A 17713-nucleotide genomic window follows, 5' to 3' on the forward strand; every position below is an offset into this window, starting at 1 on the left:
TTTGTGCGTCTGTGGCACCGTTCCTGCCCTTCTGATGTGACGGACGGTCAACGCGGCGCGAGGCCGGCGCCGTGACCGAGGAGGAACGGCGTCGCCCCGACAACGTTGTCAACGACGTGAGGATGCTCCTCCTGCCGGTCCGGGGTGTCAAGGCTCTCCGGAATCCATCCGTCCGGCCGGGCTGTCCGCGTACAACAGCCCGGCCCGCGCACCCGGTTGCGGCCCGTCAGCGCAGGGACGCCGGAAGCGCCTCCCGGTGCAGGACGCCCAGCCGCTGCGTGGCCCGGGTCAGCGCCACGTACAGGTCGCTGGTGCCGAACCGGCCGGGCTCCACCACCAGGACGTGGTCGAATTCGAGGCCCTTGGCCTGCCGGGGCCCCAGCAGCACCACCGTCCGGGTCAGATCCGGCTCGCCGCCGGGCACGATCCCGTCCATCGGCGCCGCGATCTCCTCGTGCAGCTCGCGCGGCGCGATCACCGCGAGGCGCCCCTCGGCGGGCGTCAGCTCCCCGACCGCCCGCGCCACCGCGCCCGCCAGATCCGCCCCCGCGTCCCGCACCCACGGCACCTCGCCCGTGGAGCGCACCGACCCCGGCGGCTCGAACGACGGGTCCACGGCCCGCAGCACCTTCGCCGCGACCTCCATCACCTCGGCGGGCGTACGGTAGTTGACCCCGAGCCGCACGTGCTCGTACCGGTCGCCCACGTACGGCTCCAGGATCTCCCGCCACGAGCCGACCCCGGCCTCCTCCGAGGTCTGCGCCGGGTCGCCCACCAGCGTCATCGACCGGGTCGGCGACCGCCGCATCAGCAGCCGCCACGCCATCGGCGACAGCTCCTGCGCCTCGTCCACGATGATGTGCCCGAACGCCCACGTGCGGTCGGCGGCGGCCCGCTCGGCCGCGCTGCGGTGGTCGGCCTCCTCCTGGCGCTCCGCCATCCGCTCCGCGTCGATGACGTCGTGGGCGGCGAGCAGCTCCGACTCCTCGTCCTCGAACTCGAAGGACTCCGAGCCCCGGGACAGTTCGAGAACGCCCTGGGCGTACGCGATCCGCTCCTGGCGCTCCGCCTCGGCCGCCGCCCGCTCGGCGCTGTCGTCCACCCCGAGCAGCTCGGCGGCCTCGTCCAGCAGCGGCACGTCGGCCGGTGTCCACGCCCCGTCGCCGGGCGCCCGCCGGATGGCCGCCGCGTCCGCCTCCGGCAGGTGCACCGGCTCGGCCAGGTAGTCGGCGAGGAAGCCCTCGGGGGTGAGGGCCGGCCACAGCCCCTCGATCGCGGTGTGCACCTCCTGGCTGACGGCGACCGCCTTGCCGAGCTGGGCGACGTCGTCCGGGCCCAGGAAGTTCGGCCCGCCGTACGGGTCGGCGCCGATGCGCTCGGTGAGCTGGGCGGTCAGCGCGTCGATGATCCGGAAGGCGAAGTGCGGCCGGGCGAGGTTGTGCGGCAGCCGGGTGTCCCGGGCCCCCTGCCGGGCCTCGTAGGCGATCTCCCAGTCCAGGACCAGGTCGCCGTCGTCGTGCGGGACGACCAGCGGGGCGCCCGGCTCGGGCAGCAGCTGCCGGTCCCGCACGGCGAGCGCCAGCGCCTCCGCCATGGACGCGCCTCCCTTCACGGCCGCGGCCCGGGGCGTGTCCGTGCCGCGCGCGTGGACGCCCGGGTACAGCTCGGCCTGGGTGGCGAGCAGGACGCCGGTCTCACCGAGCGAGGGCAGCACCTCGCCGATGTAGCTGAGGAAGGCCGGGTTCGGGCCCACGATGAGGACCGCCCGCTTGGCCAGCAGCTCCCGCTGCTCGTACAGCAGGAAGGCCGCCCGGTGCAGCGCGACGGCCGTCTTGCCGGTGCCCGGCCCGCCCTCGACCACCAGGACGCCCCGGTGCGGCGCCCGGATGATGCGGTCCTGCTCCGCCTGGATGGTCCGCACGATGTCCGCCATGCGTCCGGTGCGCGCCGAGTTCACCGCGGCGAGCAGGACCGTGTCGCCGCTCGGGTCCTCGAAACCGGTGCGTTCCTGGTCCCCGACGTCCAGGATCTCGTCGTGCAGCTCGGTCACCGTGCGGCCCTCGGTCGTGAGGTGGCGGCGTCTGCGCAGGCCCATCGGGGTGTGATGGGTGGCGAGATAGAAGGGGCGGGCGACCGGGGCGCGCCAGTCGATCAGCAAAGGCGTGTGCTCGCTGTCGTCCTCTCGGATTCCGATACGGCCGATATGGTGCGTGTCGCCGTCCGTGAGATCGATACGGCCGAAACAGAGTGAGCCGTCCACCGCGTTCAGAGCGGCGAGCAGTCCGGAGCGCTCGGCGACCAGGACATCGCGTTCGAGGCGGGCCTGCTGGCCGGTGCCGACCGGCGTCAGGGCGTCCTGGACCTGCTCGGCGGCGTCACCGCGCAGGACGTCGACGCGGTGGTGGAGCCGGTCGATGTATTCCTGTTCCTTCTGCAATTCGGCGCTTTCCCGAGTTGACAAAACAGCTCCCTGACGGATATGGTGATTCTTGTTGGCCCCCGGTGCGGGGCCTTTTCTGTGGGTGCACAGAATCACTCAATATACGTGGGCAAATCCCCGGTCCGCAATTTCGGACCGGGGATTTCTCTTTGCCCTGGGAGTCCCGGGCCGCGTCTACCCCAGGACCTCGCGCAGCCGTGCGGCGTACGCCCGGGGGTGGGTGGTGTTTCCGTTGTGCCCGCCGGGGAAGGTGACGAATTCCCGCCCCACCAGCCCGGCCAGCCGCTGCGCGCACTGTCCGACGAAGACGTCCGGTGCGGTGATGGCGCCGCCGGCGGGCACGATGCGCACCGGGGACGTCCGCAGCGCCTCCCGGTCGAGTTCGGCCTCGATGACGGCCGTGAAGTCGCGCGCGATGAAGAAGCCGAAGTCGGCGGCCCGCTCCGGGGTGAGCGGCATGGGCGTCAGGTCCGGCTCGGTCTCCTGGCGGGCCGGGTCGATGCCGAGGACCCGGGCGATCTCCGGGAGCGCGGCCCGCAGCCCGCTCTCGCGGTACTTCTCCTGGAGGTGGGTGAGTTCCGCCGCGTGCCCGGCGCGCGGGCCTGCGGGCAGCAGGGAGGGGGAGACCGGGTCGTGCGCCACGAGGGTGCGCAGCCGGCCGGGGTGGGCCACCGCGAGGTGGAGCCCGATCGCGGCGCCCATGCTGCATCCCAGCATCAGGGCGGGCTCGTCGGTGAGTTCGGCCAGCAGTCGGTGCACGTCGTCGGCGTGCTGCTCCATGGTCACGCCGCGCTCGGGGCCGGCGAGCGTGCTGCGGGACAGGCCCCGGCGGTCGTAGGTGACCACGGTGTACCGGTCGGTGAGGTGGTCGACCAGGTCGGTGCTCCGGCCGGCGCCGCCCTCGCCGCTCTGCGACAGGAGCAGCAGGGGGCCGGTGCCCCGGACCTCGTAGTAGAGGGTGGCGCCGTCGGTGTCGAGGAACATCGGGGTCTCCCGGTCGGTGAGGTGGCCGGCGCGGAGGGCGCCGGCGGGTGCCCCCGACCGTACTCCATCTCTTTAGATGCATCAATAGAGATGCATCTAAAGAGATGTATCGGTAGTGATGGGCAGAGGTAGGGTTCGGCCATGAGTGCTGAGATGACACCGGTCCGGTTGTTCCTGCTCGGGCGGACGCTGATGAAGATCGGTGAGGAAGCGCTGCCGGAGCCGTCGTCCGCCGCCGGCGCGGCGAAGCGCGGAGGCACCCGGGCCGCCCTGGTCGTACTGAGCGACGTCCTGGGGCACCAGGACACCTCCGTGAGCGAGATCGCCGGGCGCACGGGCCTGCCGCAGAGCCAGGTGTCCGGTGCCGTGGCCCGGCTGAAGGAGACCGGATCGTTCGTGACGGCTCCCGATCCGGCGGACGGCAGGCGGCAGCTGATCCGTACGGCCTCCGAGGCCTCGGAGCGGGTGGCCGAGGTGCGGGCCGCCCGGATCGACGGCGCCCTGAGCGCGGCGCTGGGCACGGACGACCCGGAGACGCTGCGCACGGTCGGCGAGGCACTCGACGTGCTCGCCCGGCACCTCGCACCGGAGGCGGCGGGCCGCCTCCGGCCGTGAGGCGCGCGGGCTCAGATCTCCTTCAGTAGCGCGTCCGTCGTCGTCACGACCGCGCAGCGGCCCGCCGCCCAGCGCAGCGCCATGTCGTGGTCCTCGCGCGAGAAGTCCGCGACCGCGTCGGCCACCACGAACGCCTGGATGTCCCGCATCCACGCGTCGGCCGCGCTCATCAGCACGCCGATGTGCGCGTACACACCGGTGATCACCAGCTGGTCGCGGCCGTCGTCGCGGATGAGGGATTCCAGCTCGGTGCGGACGAAGGCGCTGTACTTCCACTTGGTGAGCACCGTGTCGCCCGGCGCCGGCGCCACCTCGGCCGGTGCGGCCAGGGCCTCCGGATCGTCCGCCATCCCCGGCCCCCAGAAGTCCAGCTGAAGACCGCGCTCTTCGGCGCTCTGCCCGCCGCGCTGCGCCGAGTGCACCACCGGGATGCCGGCGCGGCGCGCGGCCTCCATCACCCGGGCGGTGTTCGCGAGCATGCCGGTCAGCGGCTCCTCGCCGGGGCGGTACGCGCGCAGGAAGTGGTTCTGGAGGTCGTGGACGAGCAGCACGGCGCGCGCCGGGTCGACGGTCCAGCCGACCCGGTTCGCCGGGAGCTCGCCGGCGCCGGGCAGGGGATAGGGGGCGATGGCGGGAAGTGCCATGGGAGCAGCCTTTCGGTGCCGCGCGGAGCGGACTCAGTTCTGAACGGGGGGAGTTGACGCGGTGACGGGTGCCGCATCGGTGCGCAGGCCCTTCTTGCTGACCTTGCCGATCCCCGTCTGCGGGAAGGCGTCCACGAACTCCACGAGGTCGGGCACCTTGTACGCGGCGATTCCGTGTGCGCGCACATGCCGCTTCACGGCGAGCGCCCCGGGCGGTTCGGCGCCCTCGCGCAGGATGACGTACGCCAGGGTGCGTTCACCGAGATACGGGTCGGCCACACCGACCACCGACACGTCGTGCACCGACGGGTGGGCGAGGATGATGTTCTCGATCTCCTCGGGCGCGACCTTCTCGCCGCCCCGGTTGATCTGGTCCTTCGCCCGCCCCTCCACGACGAGATGGCCGCTCGGGGTACGGCGCACGATGTCGCCCGTGCGGTAGAACCCGTCCTCGGTGAACGCGGTCCTGTTGTGTTCGGGGGCGCGCCAGTAGCCGCGGATCGTGTACGGGCCCCGGGTCAGCAGATGCCCGAACTGCCCGTCGGGGACCTCTTGTCCGGCGTCGTCAACGATGCGGATCTCGTCGTCCTCGGAGATCGGACGGCCCTGGGTGGAGACGATCGTCTCGTGGTCGTCGTCCAGCCGGGTGTAGTTGACGAGTCCCTCGGCCATCCCGAAGACCTGCATCAGCCGGCAGCCGAGCGCCGGTTCGAGGCGCCGGGCCGCCGTCTCGCTGTACTTGGCGCCGCCGACGAGGACCAGACCGAGGCTCGACAGGTCCTGCTCCGCCGAGGCCGCCGCGTCCGTCCACACCAGGGCGAGCGGCGGGACCATGCCCGTCATGGTGACGCGCTCCCGCTCGATGACCGGGAACGCGGTGGCCGGGTCGGGGCGCGGGCACAGGACGACGGTGCCGCCCGCGTACAGCGTGCCGAGCCAGCCGGGCGAGCTCATCGGGAAGTTGTGCGCGGCGGGCAGGACCACCAGGAAGCGGGTGTCCGCGTCGACGCCGCAGATCTCGTTGGAGCCGCGCAGCGAGTAGATGTAGTCGTCGTGCGTACGGGGGATGAGCTTGGGCACCCCCGTGGTGCCCCCGGACAGCTGGAGGAAGGCCAGGTCGTGCGGCTCGGGCCCGTCCTCGGGCTCCCCGTCCGCGTCGCACGGCACGTCGGACAGGGCGGTGTGCTCGCCCGGGTCGCCGACGACGAACACGTGCTTCAGGGTGGGCGCCTGCTCCCGGACGGCGGTGGCCAGCGCGCGGTGGTCGAATCCGGCGTGCTGGTCCGGGACGACGTAGGCGACGGCCTCGGCGAAGGAGCAGAAGTAGCCGATCTCCGTCTCGCGGTGGGCGGGCAGCGCGTAGACGGGGAGTGCGCCGATGCGGAAGAGGGCGAAGACCACCTCGGCGAACTCGGCGATGTTGGGCAGCTGGACGACGACCCGGTCGCCCCTGGCTATCCCGCGCGCCCGGAAGCCGGCCGCCAGCCGGGCCGCGCGCTCGTCCAGCTCCCGGTACGTCCAGGCGCGGCGCGTGGGCGCGGGGTCGATCAGCGCGACGCGGTCGCCGTGGGCCTCGGCCCGTTCGCGCAGCATGCTCGTGAAGGTCTCGCCGCGCCAGTGCCCTGCCGCGCGGTAACGGGCGGCGAACTCGGCGGGCCAGGTCGGGGCGTCTTCGTACGGTGAGGCGGTCATCGATCCACGTCTCCAGGGGGAGGGCCGTTTGCGGGGTGCCGGGCGGACGGGTCAGGCGCGCAGCGTGGCGCCGCCGTCGACGTACAGGTCGTGCAGGGTGATGTGGCGGGCCCGGTCGGACACGAGGAAGGCGACCGCCTCGGCGATGTCCGCCGGTTCGGCGATCCGGCCGAGCGGGATGCCCGTGCGGTAGCTGGCCAGGTCGCCGGCTATGACGCGCTGCGCGGCGGGCCCGTCGTCGTGGGCTTCCCCGGCGGGCCACATCCCGCGCTGCATGTCGGTGAGCGTGGAGCCGGGCGACACGGTGTTGCAGCGGACGCCCCGGGGGGCCAGTTCCAGGCCGAGGCACTTGGTGAACATGACGGCCGCGGCCTTCGACGCGGCGTACGCCGCCATGGTCGTACGGGGGATGCCGGCCGCGTTGGACGCGACGGTGACGATGCTGCCCGCGCCCCGGTCCGCCATCCGGCGCGCGACGGACCGCGAGACGTGGAACACCCCGTCGGTGTTCACGGCGAAGGTGGCCCGCCAGTCCTCGTCGGTCAGCTCGGTGACGGGTGAACAGCGCAGTATCCCGGCGACGTTGACCGCGATGTCGAGGGCGCCGAGCGTGTCCTCGGCCTCGCCGACCAGGGCCTCGACGGCCGCCGCGTCCGTGACGTCCAGGGCCCGGGCGACGACGCTCCCGTCGTGCTCCCGAGAGAGGGCGCCGACACCCTCCCGGTCCGCGTCGGTCGCCAGGACCCGGCAGCCGCGCGCGACGAGGGCCCGCACGACCGCCTCGCCTATGCCGCGTCCGGCTCCCGTCACGAGGGCCAGCCGGCCGGTGAGTTCCTGTTCGGCGGGGGCGGAGGCGGTGGGGCGAAGAGAGGGAGAGGCGGAATGCGGCGCCATGGTCCTGGGATCTCCAAGCGACGGTGAACGGGGACGGGAACACTTAGGTAAGCCTAACCATAGAGTGATCACGGAGACGAGGGGGCGGGAACCGGCGATCCGGCCGCCCGGGCAGCATGGGATGTCCCTTTTATTCACATATAGGCAAAAGGTCAATTGAGGGCGATCGGGACCGTTTTGATGCTGTCAGATGTGCCCAAAACGGACGAATATGCACATTGCGCTTCCAGTGGGCAGCGTCACGTCGGCCGTTTCTGACGCACGATCCGATCTCCCGGTTCCCAGTCGTGCCAAGAAATTTGACTTCCCCCGGCGCGGGCGATCATGAGTATTTCCTTTGATTGATCTTGCAAAACAATTGTGATCAGCAATTCCGGGCTTGTTCCGGCCGTCGTTTCTCGCTTACGGTCCCGTCATCAATCCGGATGGAACGCCGAATCCTGCCGCCGTCCGGTAACCCGACCACTCACGTACGGCAGGAGCGGGGGACCCAGGTTTGCCGCCGGTCCGGAATCCGGAGCGGCTAGGGGTGAAGTCGCCATGCGCGACCGGACATCTCCAGTCCGAACCCGACAGCTCACCTCGCAGGCGACGGAGAGGAAATACGCCATGCCCCTCACGGGTAAGCACCGTCGTGCCAAGTCCGCGTCCCTGACCCGCGGTTTCATCGCCGTCAGCGCGGGCGGAGCCGTTCTCGCGCTCCCCCTGATCACGGCCGGATCGGCCTCCGCCGCCCCCGCCAAGACCGTCGTCGCCGAAAAGGCCGCGGCCCCGACTTCCGTCGCCGGCAAGGAAATTGCCGTGCGCAAGGCCGCGCCCACCACCTATTCCGTGGTGTCCGGCGATTCGCTTTACAAGATCGCCCAGGGGCATTCCCTCAGCGGCGGCTGGGAGCGGCTGTACAAGGACAACCGCGGTGCTGTCGGCAGCAACCCCGACCTCATTCACCCGGGCCTGAAGCTCACCATCGGCGCCAAGTCCGAGACCGCCGCCCCTAAGGCCGCGGAGAAGAGCGCGTTCAAGGCGGAGACCGCCGAGAAGAACGGCGACACGGCCCCCCGCGCCGAGAGCGCCGACCGTGCCGACCGCTCCGAGCGCTCCGTCGTTCCGGTCGCCGCCGAGAAGCCCGCCGAGACCCAGGCGGCCGTCACGTACACCGACGACCTCGACGGCTGGATCAAGGAATCCCTGGCCGTCATGGCCGAGCAGGGCATCCCGGGCAGCTACGACGGCATCTACCGCAACATCATGCGCGAGTCCTCGGGCAACCCGATGGCGATCAACAACTGGGACATCAACGCCGTCAACGGCACCCCCTCCAAGGGTCTGCTCCAGGTGATCCAGCCCACCTTCGACGCCTACCACGTGCCCGGTACGTCGATGGACATCTACGACCCGGTCGCCAACATCACGGCCGCGTGCAACTACGCCGCCGCCACGTACGGCTCGATGGACAACGTCTTCGGCGCGTACTGATCCACACCGGCCCCGCGCTCGGGGCAGGGCCGTGAGCAGGGGTGGAAAGAAGCGGAACGCTTCTTTCCACCCCTTTCGCATGCCGTACCGCTCCTCCGCGGCCGGACCGCCGCGACCGCCCGTCCCGGAATGCGAGGGCGCGGCAGGGCGTGGATGCTGGAACGGTCAGCGTCTCTAGGAGGTCAGTCATGAGCATGCTCGACAAGATCAAGGACATGATCAAGGGGCATCCGGACCAGGCCCGCCAGGGAGTCGAGAAGGGCGGCGACTACGTCGACAAGAAGACCGGCGGCAAGTACGGCGGCCAGGTCGACTCCGCCCAGCAGAAGCTCAACGACCAGTTCGGCGACCGGCCGCCGGACGAGGGCCGGTAAGCGCCCGCACGGACCGTACGGGAGCGGTGGACGCCACAGCCGTGGCGTCCACCGCTCGCGCGCGTCGTGCCCCCGCCGGCCGCGCGGGCCGGAGGTGCCTCCGACGTGCCGCACCGGCCGCCCGGGAGCATCCTGACTGTGTGACCTGGCACGGCGCGGCCGGGCGGCTTCCGTCCGGCCCGAGCGACGGCCCGCCCGGAGGACCGGAGGACGGCCGGGCGCCGGACGACCTGTCCCTGGTGCTCGCCCAGTCCGTCGTGAACGCCATCGAGGCGGTCGGCGGCCGGGCCGGCGGGGTCTACCTCCCCTCGCGCACCCCCGGCCTGCTCCGGCTGGCCGTCCTCGCCGGGCTGCCCGGCCCCCTGTTCCGCCCCTGGTGGCGGATGCACGTGAACCGGCCGTTCCCCGTCGCCGAGGCGTTCCGCACCGGCAGCCCGGTCTACCTCGCCGACGCGGAGGACGCCATGCGGCGCTTCCCGCAGCTCATGGCCGGACTGCCGTTCCCCTTCGGCTCCCTGTACGTGCCGGTGCCGCGCCGCCGCGCACCGGTCGGCGTCCTCGTCGTCCTGCGCGCCGCGACCGGCGACGAGCCGGTCCCCGCCGCCGACCGGGACCGGCTCCAGCACATCGCCCACGGCCTGGGCGCCGAACTGGCCACCCTCGCGGAGGCGGGCATCCGGCCGGAGTGGGAGGGCGAGCCGCTCCCCGTCCAGCTGCCCGCCAGGACCTCCCCGCCCGTGCGCATCGGCCGCTTCGACTGGAACCTCGCCACGGGTGCCGTCGAGGCGGACGACGACCTGGCCGCGATCCTTGGCACCGGAGCCGGGCGATTCCCCGGCACCATCGGGGCCCTGGCCGCCCGGCTCGCACCGGAGGACGTCTACGGCCTCTGGGCGCTGGCCCGGCAGGCGGCGGACTCCGGCGGCCCCGTCGTACGCCGGATGCGGCTGCGCGGCCCGGACGGGCGCTCCCACCTGCTGGAGGTCTCCGGCCGCAGGCAGGACGACGAGGGACCCGCCGGGCACCTGACCGGCTTCCTGGTGGACCTGGGCATCGGTCCGGTCGTCGCCGAGGCCGCCGACCGGCTGCCGCGCGGCATCTTCTCGCTCGACCGCTTCGGCCGGATCACCTACGTCAACCCGCTCGCCGAGGACATGCTCGGCCGGCCCCGTGCCGCGCTGGTCGGCCGGGTGTTCTGGGAGGCACTGCCCTGGTTCGCGAACCCGGCCTACGAGGACCACTACCGGGCCGCGATGATCTCCGACGCCCCGGTCCACTTCCTCGTCCGCCGTGACCCGCCCCCCTGGCTCTCCGTCTCCCTGTACCCGGGGCACGACGGCCTGACCGCCGTCCTCACGCCCGCCGAGAAGCCCGCCTACGCCCCGGACTCCGTCGTCACGCCCGGACTCGGGCTCGGCTCACCGGCCGACCGGTCCGCCGCCCTCTACCGGCCGGTCGCCCTCGCCATCGCGCTCACCGAGGCCGTCACCGCCCGGCAGGTCTCCCGCGTGGTCACCGAGGAGCTGCTCCCGGCCTTCGGCGGCCGGCAACTGGCGATCTACCTGCTCAAGGAGGGCCACCTCTACCTGGAGTGGGAGACCGGCTTCCCGCCGGGCTTCCTCGACCGGTTCGACGCGGTCGGCCTGGACGCCCGCATCCCCGGCGTGGAGACGCTCACCACGGGCCGCCCCATCTTCTTCGAGTCGATGCAGCGCCTGGCCGCCGCCTACCCGGGCATTCCCATGGACGCCGACGTCGGCGCCCGCGCCTTCCTCCCGCTCATCGCTTCCGGGCGGCTCGTCGGCTCCTGCATCCTCGGCTTCGACCAGCCGCGCGGCTTCAGCCCGGAGGAGCGTACGGTCCTGACCGCCCTGGCCGGCCTCATCGCCCAGGCCCTCCAGCGGGCCCAGCGCTACGACACCGAGGCCGCCCTGGCCCGCGGCCTCCAGGACGCGCTGCTGCCGCACCGGCTGCCCGCCGTCCGCGGCATCGACACCCAGGGCCGCTACCTCGCCGGCACCCAGGGCATGGACGTCGGCGGCGACTGGTACGACGTGATCGAGACCCACGGCCGCCTCGCCCTCGTCATCGGGGACGTGCAGGGGCACGGCGTGGCCGCCGCCGCGACCATGGGCCAGCTCCGCAGCGCCGTACGGGCCTTCGCGCTCAGCGGCCACGACCCGCAGGAGGTCATGGGCGGCACCAACCGCCTGCTCATCGACCTGGACACCGGCCAGTTCGCGAGCTGCTGCTACATCGTCACGGACCCCGCCACCGGCCGGACGCACGCCGTGCGCGCCGGGCACCCCCAGCCCGTCCTGCGCCGGCCCGACGGCACCGCCGAGGTCATGGAGCTCCCCGGCGGCATCGTCCTGGGCATCGACGCCGAGGCCGCCTACCCCGTCACCGAACTGCACCTCGACCCCGGTGCCGCGCTCGCCCTGTACACCGACGGCCTGGTCGAACAGGCGGGCACGGACATCGACGTCGGGATCGAGCGGCTGCGCTCCACCCTCGCGGGCCTGGGCGCCGCCCCGCTCGCCGACACCGCCGACCACGTCATCCGCCGCGCCCGCCAGGCCGCGGACCGCCCCGACGACATCGCCCTGCTCCTCGCGGCCCGGTGGACCGGGCAGGACGGCGGATGAGCGGGGCGCCGCCCGTCCGCCTCCCTCAGCCGTAGCCCGGCCTCGCCCAGCCGCCGCCCGGCCGCCTTCCTCAGCCGCCGCCCGGCCTCCCTCAGGCGCCGCGCGGCGCCCGTACGGGCGCCGGAGCGGCGGACAGGGACACGGCCAGCTCCGCGACCGCCGGCAGATGGTCGTTCAGGAAGAAGTGCCCGCCCGGCAGGACCCGCATCGCGAACGGGCCGGTGGTCGTCTCACGCCACGGCCCCACGTCCTCCGGCGTCACCTCCGGGTCGCCGTCCCCGGTGAGGGCGACGACCGGGCACGACAGGAGACCGCCGCCCGGCACGTACCCCGCGACGGCCGCGTAGTCGGCGCGCAGCGCCGGCAGGATCACATCCAGGAGTTCCGGATCGGCCAGCACGGCCGGGTCCGTGCCGCCGAGCTCGCGGACCCGCGCGAGCAGCGCCTCGTCCGTGTCCGGCCCGCCGGAGCCGAGCCGCGAGGGCGCCCGCCGGCCGGACACCATCAGCGCCGCCGCCCCGTGGCCCGGTACGCCGGACAGCCGCAGCGCCACCTCGTGGGCGAGCGAGGCGCCCATGCTGTGCCCGAGGAGGACGCGCGGACCGGCCGGGGCGGGCCCGGCCGACAGGGCCTCCGCGATCAGGTCGGCGAGCCGGTGCAGATCGTCGAGGGGTTCCTCGCGGTAGCGGTCCTGCCGGCCCGGATACTGCACGGCGCGCACGTCCAGCGCGTCCCGCACGGTGTCGGACAGCGGGCGCCAGAACCCCGCCGCACCGCCCGCGTGCGGAAAGCACACCAGCTCGGCCCGGGCGTCCGTGGCGTGGTAGCGGCGCAGCCAGGCTTCCGGGCGCACGCCCGCTCCTCGGCCGGTCTCTTCGGTCTTCTGCTCGTGCATCGATCGCCTTCGGTTCTCACGTCTGGTGTACAGGGGGTCCACCGGCGGGCGGCGGACACGTTCCGGATCAGCGGCGCCGGGCGCCCGGCGCGGGCACCAGGCGGACCGCCGTGTTCAGCACATGGTCGATCGCGTCGCGCGAGGGATGCTCCGTGAGATTGGTGAGGAGCCGGGCCAGGGTGTTGAGCAGGGCGGGCGAGCCCATCACGTACCGGTTCAGCACCGGCTGGAAGCCCGACCGGCTGAAGATCAGATCGGCGGCCGTGTTGCCCAGCCGGTAGTAGCGGCCCCAGCGCCGGTTCATCTCGGCCGGGTAGTGGCGCAGCGCCCGTTCCCGCCGCGGCCCGGTGGGCAGCGCCAGCGCGAGCGCCGTCGTCTCGGCGGCGACCTCGCCCGCCTCCAGGGCCTGCCCGATGCCCTCGCCGTTCCACGGGCTGACCATGCCCCCGGAGTCACCGACGAGCAGGAGCCCCCGGGTGTACAGCGGGTGGCGGTTGAAGCCCAGCGGCAGGGCGGCGCTCCGCACCGGCCCCTCGGCGTTCTCCTCGCGCAGCCCCCACTCCTCGGGCGTGCGGGCGAGCCACCGGTCCAGCGTGGCCCGCAGGTCCGCGCTGCCGTGCCGGCGGTGGGGGAGCGCGCCCAGGCCGACGTTGACCCGGCCGTCCCCCATCGGGAAGATCCAGCCGTACCCGGGCAGATAGGCGTCGTTCCTCGGGAAGCGGAGGTCGGCCCACAGCTCCAGGAAGTCCTCCCGGGAGCGCTCCGGGCTGCGGTAGTAGCGCCGGGCGGCCGTGGCGATCTGCCGCTTGGCGTCCCGCTGGAGGCCCATGGCGAGGGCGATGCGCGCCGAGGCCCCGTCGGCGGCGATCACGACCGGGGCCCGGTGCACCACCGTGCCCGCCTCGGACACCGCCGTCACCCCGGTGATCCGGCCCGCCCGGTCGGTCACCGGTTCCCTCACCTTCACCCCGGTACGCAGCCGGGCTCCGGCCGCCACGGCGTGCCGGGCCAGGATGTCGTCGAAGTCGTGCCGGCTGCGGGTGAGCCCGAAGTCCGGGAAGCCGCCCAGCGCCGGCCAGTCGATCTCCACCTGCCGGGGACCGGCCACCCAGCGCATCCCGCGCGACCGGGTCCAGCCGGGGGCCTGGATGTCGACGCCCATGCGGATCAGCTGGTGCACCGCGCGCGGGGTGAGGCCGTCCCCGCACACCTTCTCGCGGGGGAAGCGGGACTTCTCCAGGAGCAGTACATCGACCCCGGCCCTCGCGAGGTGGTACGCGGCGGACGAACCGGCCGGGCCCGCACCGACCACGATGACCTGCGCCTCCTCGGCCGCGTCGTGAGCGGTCTCCTCGTCCGGCGACTGCTCGGCACGCGTCTCCCGCATGGGGCTCCCTCCTCGGTCCGGCGCCGCCGCCCGGGGACGACGACCCTGTACACCGCCATCCTGCCGGTTTCCCGGGCCCCGGGGAGGGTGATCGAAAGTGCCGGTGCCCGGTACCGGGCCGTTCATACACGGCAGGGTGACCCGAGGGCTGTCCCGTCGGCCGCGACGTCCCGCCGTTCAGCCCGGCGGCCTGCGCCCGGCATCGGCGAGCAGCCGCTCGATGCGGTCGAAGCGCTCGTGCAGCAGGCGCTCGGTGTCGTCGCGCATCCGGCGCGCGGCGTGCTCGGCCTCGGCGGCCAACCGGTGACGGCGCCGCTGCTCGTGCCCGACGAACCAGGTCGCGAGCGCCGCCGTGACCATCCCGTACGTCGTGATGCCGACACCCATCACGACGACGGCGACGATCCGCCCCCACAGCGTCACCGGGAAGAGATCCCCGTAACCGACGGTCGTCGCGGTCTCCACCGACCACCACAGCCCCCGCGGGTACGAGGTGATCGTGGCGTCCGGCGCGTGCCGCTCGGCCAGGACCACCAGCCAGGAGCCGGCCAGCACGGTCAGGGCGAGCAGCACCGTCGCCCAGCCCGCCGCCTTGAGATGCAGTGAGCGGTTCTCCCGGCCGAGCAGCAGCTCGACCGCCTTGGTCAGGAATACAGGCACCATTTCCGGATCATCGGGCGACGGCGGCGGCCCCGGCGCCCGGGCACGCGCCCGTCGCCCGCGCGTCACCCGATCGCGCCCGGCCCGGCCCGCCGGTCCACGCGGACCGGTCCCGCACGCCGATCGCCCTACGACGATCCGTGTTAAACCTGGATATGTGGGTGGCACAGGTCGATTCCGGGCGAGGTTTCACCGCTCCGCCTGGCGTCCGCAGCGACACGAGGGCGGCCGCCCGGGCGGTCACGCGCCCGCGCCCTCCGAGCCGCCGTCCGGGCGGACCTCACCGGGGCGCGGTCTGCGCTCCCTGTTCAGCGTCCGGACCGTCGCCGGGCAGTTCTTCGTCCTCATGCTCGGCATCGTCGTCCTGCTCGACGCCGCTGCCGTCGTCGCCCTCGTCGTCCAGGGCCGGCGCGACAGCATGAGCGCGGCGCGGGCCCAGTCGCGCAGCGTCGCGGAGACCTTCGCGCACGCCCCGGGCGTGGCGGCGGCGCTCGACAGCAAGGACCCCACGGCCGTCCTCCAGCCGCGCGCCGAGGATATCCGGAAGAGCACCGGCGTCGAATTCGTCATCGCGGCCGGCACCAACGGCATCCGCTACACCCACCCCGACATCGCGCTCATCGGCAAGGAGATCCCCGGCCCCTACAAGGACGCCCTGGACGGCGAGCCGGTCACCCGGACCGTCTCCGCCAGCCGGGGCAAGGCCGTCGTCTCGGCGGTCCCCGTCCCGCGGCGGGACGGAACGGTCGCCGGGCTGGTCGCGGTGGGCATCAAGGCCGAGGCCGTGAACAGGCTGGCGTACCCCAGCATCCCGCTCACCGTCGGCGCCGGGGTCGCCGCCCTCGCCCTGACCACCGTGGGCGCCGCCCTGGTCAGCCGCCGGCTCAGCCGCCAGACGCGCGGCCTCGGCCCGGCCGAGATGACCCGGATGTACGAACACCACGACGCCGTGCTGCACGCCGTGCGCGAGGGCGTCCTCATCATCGGCGCCGACCACCGGCTGCTGCTCGCCAACGACGAGGCCCGGCGGCTGCTCGATCTCCCGGCGGACGCCGAGGGCCGCGCGGTGACCGATCTCGGGCTGGCGTCCGGCACCGCGGAGCTGCTGGCCTCCGGGCAGGTCGCCACGGACGAGCTGCGGCCCGCCGGGGACCGGCTGCTCGCCGTCAACCTCCGCCCCACGGAGGAGCGCGGCGGCCAGCCCGGCATGGTCGCCACCCTCCGTGACACCACCGAACTCCGGGCCCTCACCGGCCGGGCCGAGACCGTACGGGAACAGCTGACGCTCCTGTACCGGGCGGGCGCCCTGATCGGGACCACCCTCGACGTCACCACCACCGCCCAGGAACTCGCGGACGTCGCCGCCCCCGGATTCGCGGACTGCGTGACGGTCGATCTGGCCGACGCCGTCCTGCGCGGCGGGGAGCCGAGACCGCCCACGGGCGACACCCTGGAGCTGCGTCGCACCGCCGTCCGCACCGCCACCGAGGACCACCCGCTCCTTCCCGCCGGGAACGTCGTCGGCTACCGGCCGACCACCGCCGAGGGCCTGGGCTCCGCCGCCGGGCACACCTGGATCGTCTCCGACCTGGCCACCTCCCGGCAGTGGCGGGAGGCCGAACCGGACCTGGCCGACCGCCTCCTGCGCCACGGCTACCACTCACTGCTCTCGGTCCCGCTGCGGGCCCGCGGCGTCATCCTGGGCATCGCCAACTTCTGGCGCGCGCAGAACGAGGAGCCGTTCGACCTGGACGACCTCTCCTTTGCCGAGGAACTGGTGGCCCGCGCCGCGGTCAGCGTCGACAACGCCCGCCGCTACACCCGCGAGCACGAGATGGCGGTCACCCTCCAGCGCAGCCTCCTCCCGCGCGGCCTGCCCGAGCAGAACGCCCTGGACGTCGCCTACCGCTATCTGCCGGCGCAGGCGGGTGTGGGCGGCGACTGGTTCGACGTGATCCCGCTCTCCGGCGCCCGGGTGGCCCTCGTCGTCGGCGACGTCGTCGGGCACGGGCTGCACGCGGCGGCCACCATGGGCCGGCTGCGCACGACGGTCCTCAACTTCTCCACGCTCGACCTGGCACCCGACGAACTCCTCGGCCACCTGGACGAGCTGGTGGTCAGGATGGACCAGGACGAGGAGTCCGGCGGCGGCGCGATCACCGGTGCCACCTGCCTGTACGCGATCTACGACGCCGTGTCCGGCCGGTGCACCGTCGCCAGGGCCGGCCACCCCGGGCCCGCGCTCGTGCTGCCCGACGGCACGGTCAGCTTCCCGGAGATCCCGGCCGGGCTGCCCCTCGGAATCGGCGGCATGCCCTTCGAGATGACCGAGCTGGACGTCCCCGAGGGCAGTCGCCTCGTCCTGTACACGGACGGTCTGGTGGAGCGCCGCGACCGGGACATCGACGACGGCCTGGAACTGCTGCGCCGCTCGCTCGCCGACCGCGACCGCACCCCCGAGGAGACCTGCGACGACGTGCTGGAGGCCATGCTGCCCAGCCGCCCCGGCGACGACGTGGCCCTGCTGGTCGCCCGGACCCGCACCCTGGACCCCTCCCGGCGCGTCCAGTGGGACGTGCCCCCGGACCCCGCCGCCGTCGCCGGAATCCGCAAGCAGGCCATGCGCTGGCTCTCCGACCGGGGCCTGGACGAGGAGGGCTTCGTCACCGAGCTCATCCTGAGCGAGCTCGTCACCAACGCCATCCGCTACGGCTCCGAGCCCATCACGGTCCGGCTCCTGTACGACAAGGCCCTGACCTGCGAGGTGTCGGACTGCAGCAGCACCTCCCCGCACCTGCGCTACGCCACGACCACGGACGAGGGCGGCCGGGGCCTCTTCCTCGTCGCCCAGTTCGCGGAGCGCTGGGGAGCCAGGTACACCGACCGGGGCAAGGTCATCTGGTCCGAGCAGGCACTCGGCGGCTCGCCGCCCGCCGGCTTGTTCTAGGGGACGGACGCGGGGCCCGGCTCACTGCCGGGCCCCGCGCCGGTTCACCTCAGGTGC

The 17713-nt window shown here is 73.3% G+C and carries 13 protein-coding genes and 1 riboswitch; of the genes, 5 read left to right on the plus strand and 8 right to left on the minus strand.

The genetic code is table 11. The features are described from left to right. Window positions 1-226: 226 nt before the first annotated feature. On the minus strand, window positions 227-2437 hold the full coding sequence (locus tag ACFUJY_RS31300; protein ID WP_383305866.1) for a HelD family protein: 2211 nt from the start codon (window positions 2435-2437) through the stop codon (window positions 227-229). Window positions 2438-2614: 177 nt separating this feature from the next. Next, window positions 2615-3424, minus strand: coding sequence for an alpha/beta fold hydrolase (locus tag ACFUJY_RS31305; RefSeq protein WP_383305814.1), 810 nt, complete (start codon window positions 3422-3424; stop codon window positions 2615-2617). Between the two features lie 153 nt (window positions 3425-3577). On the opposite strand from ACFUJY_RS31305, the gene ACFUJY_RS31310 reads away from it, so the two are divergent. After that, a complete protein-coding gene (locus ACFUJY_RS31310; protein WP_383305868.1) occupies window positions 3578-4039 on the plus strand; it encodes a MarR family winged helix-turn-helix transcriptional regulator in 462 nt (153 codons plus the stop codon). Between the two features lie 11 nt (window positions 4040-4050). On the opposite strand, the gene ACFUJY_RS31315 is transcribed toward ACFUJY_RS31310, so the two are convergent. The 3 genes from ACFUJY_RS31315 to ACFUJY_RS31325 are packed head-to-tail and all read right to left on the minus strand — an operon-like array spanning window position 4051 to window position 7269. Further along, the gene (locus ACFUJY_RS31315) at window positions 4051-4683 is read right to left on the minus strand and encodes an isochorismatase family protein (RefSeq protein ID WP_383305816.1); all 633 of its coding nucleotides are present in this window, start codon (window positions 4681-4683) and stop codon (window positions 4051-4053) included. Window positions 4684-4716: 33 nt separating this feature from the next. Beyond that, window positions 4717-6375: a (2,3-dihydroxybenzoyl)adenylate synthase gene (locus ACFUJY_RS31320; protein ID WP_383305818.1), complete on the minus strand. Its 1659-nt coding sequence runs from the start codon at window positions 6373-6375 to the stop codon at window positions 4717-4719. A gap of 51 nt (window positions 6376-6426) precedes the next feature. After that, window positions 6427-7269 (minus strand): 2,3-dihydro-2,3-dihydroxybenzoate dehydrogenase, encoded by an 843-nt coding sequence (locus ACFUJY_RS31325; protein ID WP_383305820.1) that lies wholly within the window; start codon window positions 7267-7269, stop codon window positions 6427-6429. Between the two features lie 421 nt (window positions 7270-7690). Next, window positions 7691-7875: riboswitch (cyclic di-AMP (ydaO/yuaA leader) on the plus strand. Window positions 7876-7878: 3 nt separating this feature from the next. Here ACFUJY_RS31325 and ACFUJY_RS31330 point away from each other — a divergent pair. From ACFUJY_RS31330 to ACFUJY_RS31340, 3 genes are all read left to right on the plus strand, one after another. Further along, window positions 7879-8745, plus strand: a complete 867-nt coding sequence (locus tag ACFUJY_RS31330) for a transglycosylase SLT domain-containing protein (protein WP_383305822.1) — start codon at window positions 7879-7881, stop codon at window positions 8743-8745. A gap of 188 nt (window positions 8746-8933) precedes the next feature. Continuing rightward, window positions 8934-9119 carry an antitoxin gene (locus ACFUJY_RS31335; protein ID WP_383305825.1) on the plus strand — a complete coding sequence of 62 codons (186 nt, stop codon included), beginning with the start codon at window positions 8934-8936 and terminating at the stop codon, window positions 9117-9119. 140 nt (window positions 9120-9259) lie between these two features. Next, window positions 9260-11767, plus strand: coding sequence for a SpoIIE family protein phosphatase (locus tag ACFUJY_RS31340; protein WP_383305827.1), 2508 nt, complete (start codon window positions 9260-9262; stop codon window positions 11765-11767). Between the two features lie 91 nt (window positions 11768-11858). Here ACFUJY_RS31340 and ACFUJY_RS31345 read toward each other — a convergent pair whose 3' ends face one another. The 3 genes from ACFUJY_RS31345 to ACFUJY_RS31355 all read right to left on the minus strand — a co-directional run bounded on the left by ACFUJY_RS31345 (window position 11859) and on the right by ACFUJY_RS31355 (window position 14712). After that, window positions 11859-12662, minus strand: coding sequence for a thioesterase II family protein (locus ACFUJY_RS31345; protein ID WP_383305829.1), 804 nt, complete (start codon window positions 12660-12662; stop codon window positions 11859-11861). A gap of 67 nt (window positions 12663-12729) precedes the next feature. Further along, window positions 12730-14049 carry a geranylgeranyl reductase family protein gene (locus tag ACFUJY_RS31350; protein WP_383305831.1) on the minus strand — a complete coding sequence of 440 codons (1320 nt, stop codon included), beginning with the start codon at window positions 14047-14049 and terminating at the stop codon, window positions 12730-12732. Between the two features lie 177 nt (window positions 14050-14226). Continuing rightward, window positions 14227-14712: a potassium channel family protein gene (locus tag ACFUJY_RS31355; protein WP_383305833.1), complete on the minus strand. Its 486-nt coding sequence runs from the start codon at window positions 14710-14712 to the stop codon at window positions 14227-14229. A 343-nt stretch (window positions 14713-15055) separates the two neighbouring features. On the opposite strand from ACFUJY_RS31355, the gene ACFUJY_RS31360 reads away from it, so the two are divergent. After that, window positions 15056-17656: a SpoIIE family protein phosphatase gene (locus tag ACFUJY_RS31360; RefSeq protein ID WP_383305870.1), complete on the plus strand. Its 2601-nt coding sequence runs from the start codon at window positions 15056-15058 to the stop codon at window positions 17654-17656. The last annotated feature ends 57 nt before the right edge of the window (window positions 17657-17713 follow it).

This window comes from Streptomyces sp. NPDC057249 (genome assembly GCF_042669245.1).
GTDB lineage: Bacteria > Actinomycetota > Actinomycetes > Streptomycetales > Streptomycetaceae > Streptomyces.

Excerpts from the sequence above, each read along its gene's own strand:
- ACFUJY_RS31305 (WP_383305814.1), bottom strand. The coding sequence starts at position 3,424 with ATGTTCCTCGACACCGACGGCGCCACCCTCTACTACGAGGTCCGGGGC.
- ACFUJY_RS31310 (WP_383305868.1), top strand. The coding sequence starts at position 3,578 with ATGACACCGGTCCGGTTGTTCCTGCTCGGGCGGACGCTGATGAAGATC.
- ACFUJY_RS31315 (WP_383305816.1), bottom strand. The coding sequence starts at position 4,683 with ATGGCACTTCCCGCCATCGCCCCCTATCCCCTGCCCGGCGCCGGCGAG.
- ACFUJY_RS31320 (WP_383305818.1), bottom strand. The coding sequence starts at position 6,375 with ATGACCGCCTCACCGTACGAAGACGCCCCGACCTGGCCCGCCGAGTTC.
- ACFUJY_RS31325 (WP_383305820.1), bottom strand. The coding sequence starts at position 7,269 with ATGGCGCCGCATTCCGCCTCTCCCTCTCTTCGCCCCACCGCCTCCGCC.
- ACFUJY_RS31330 (WP_383305822.1), top strand. The coding sequence starts at position 7,879 with ATGCCCCTCACGGGTAAGCACCGTCGTGCCAAGTCCGCGTCCCTGACC.
- ACFUJY_RS31335 (WP_383305825.1), top strand. The coding sequence starts at position 8,934 with ATGAGCATGCTCGACAAGATCAAGGACATGATCAAGGGGCATCCGGAC.
- ACFUJY_RS31345 (WP_383305829.1), bottom strand. The coding sequence starts at position 12,662 with ATGCACGAGCAGAAGACCGAAGAGACCGGCCGAGGAGCGGGCGTGCGC.
- ACFUJY_RS31350 (WP_383305831.1), bottom strand. The coding sequence starts at position 14,049 with ATGCGGGAGACGCGTGCCGAGCAGTCGCCGGACGAGGAGACCGCTCAC.
- ACFUJY_RS31355 (WP_383305833.1), bottom strand. The coding sequence starts at position 14,712 with ATGGTGCCTGTATTCCTGACCAAGGCGGTCGAGCTGCTGCTCGGCCGG.
- ACFUJY_RS31360 (WP_383305870.1), top strand. The coding sequence starts at position 15,056 with ATGCTCGGCATCGTCGTCCTGCTCGACGCCGCTGCCGTCGTCGCCCTC.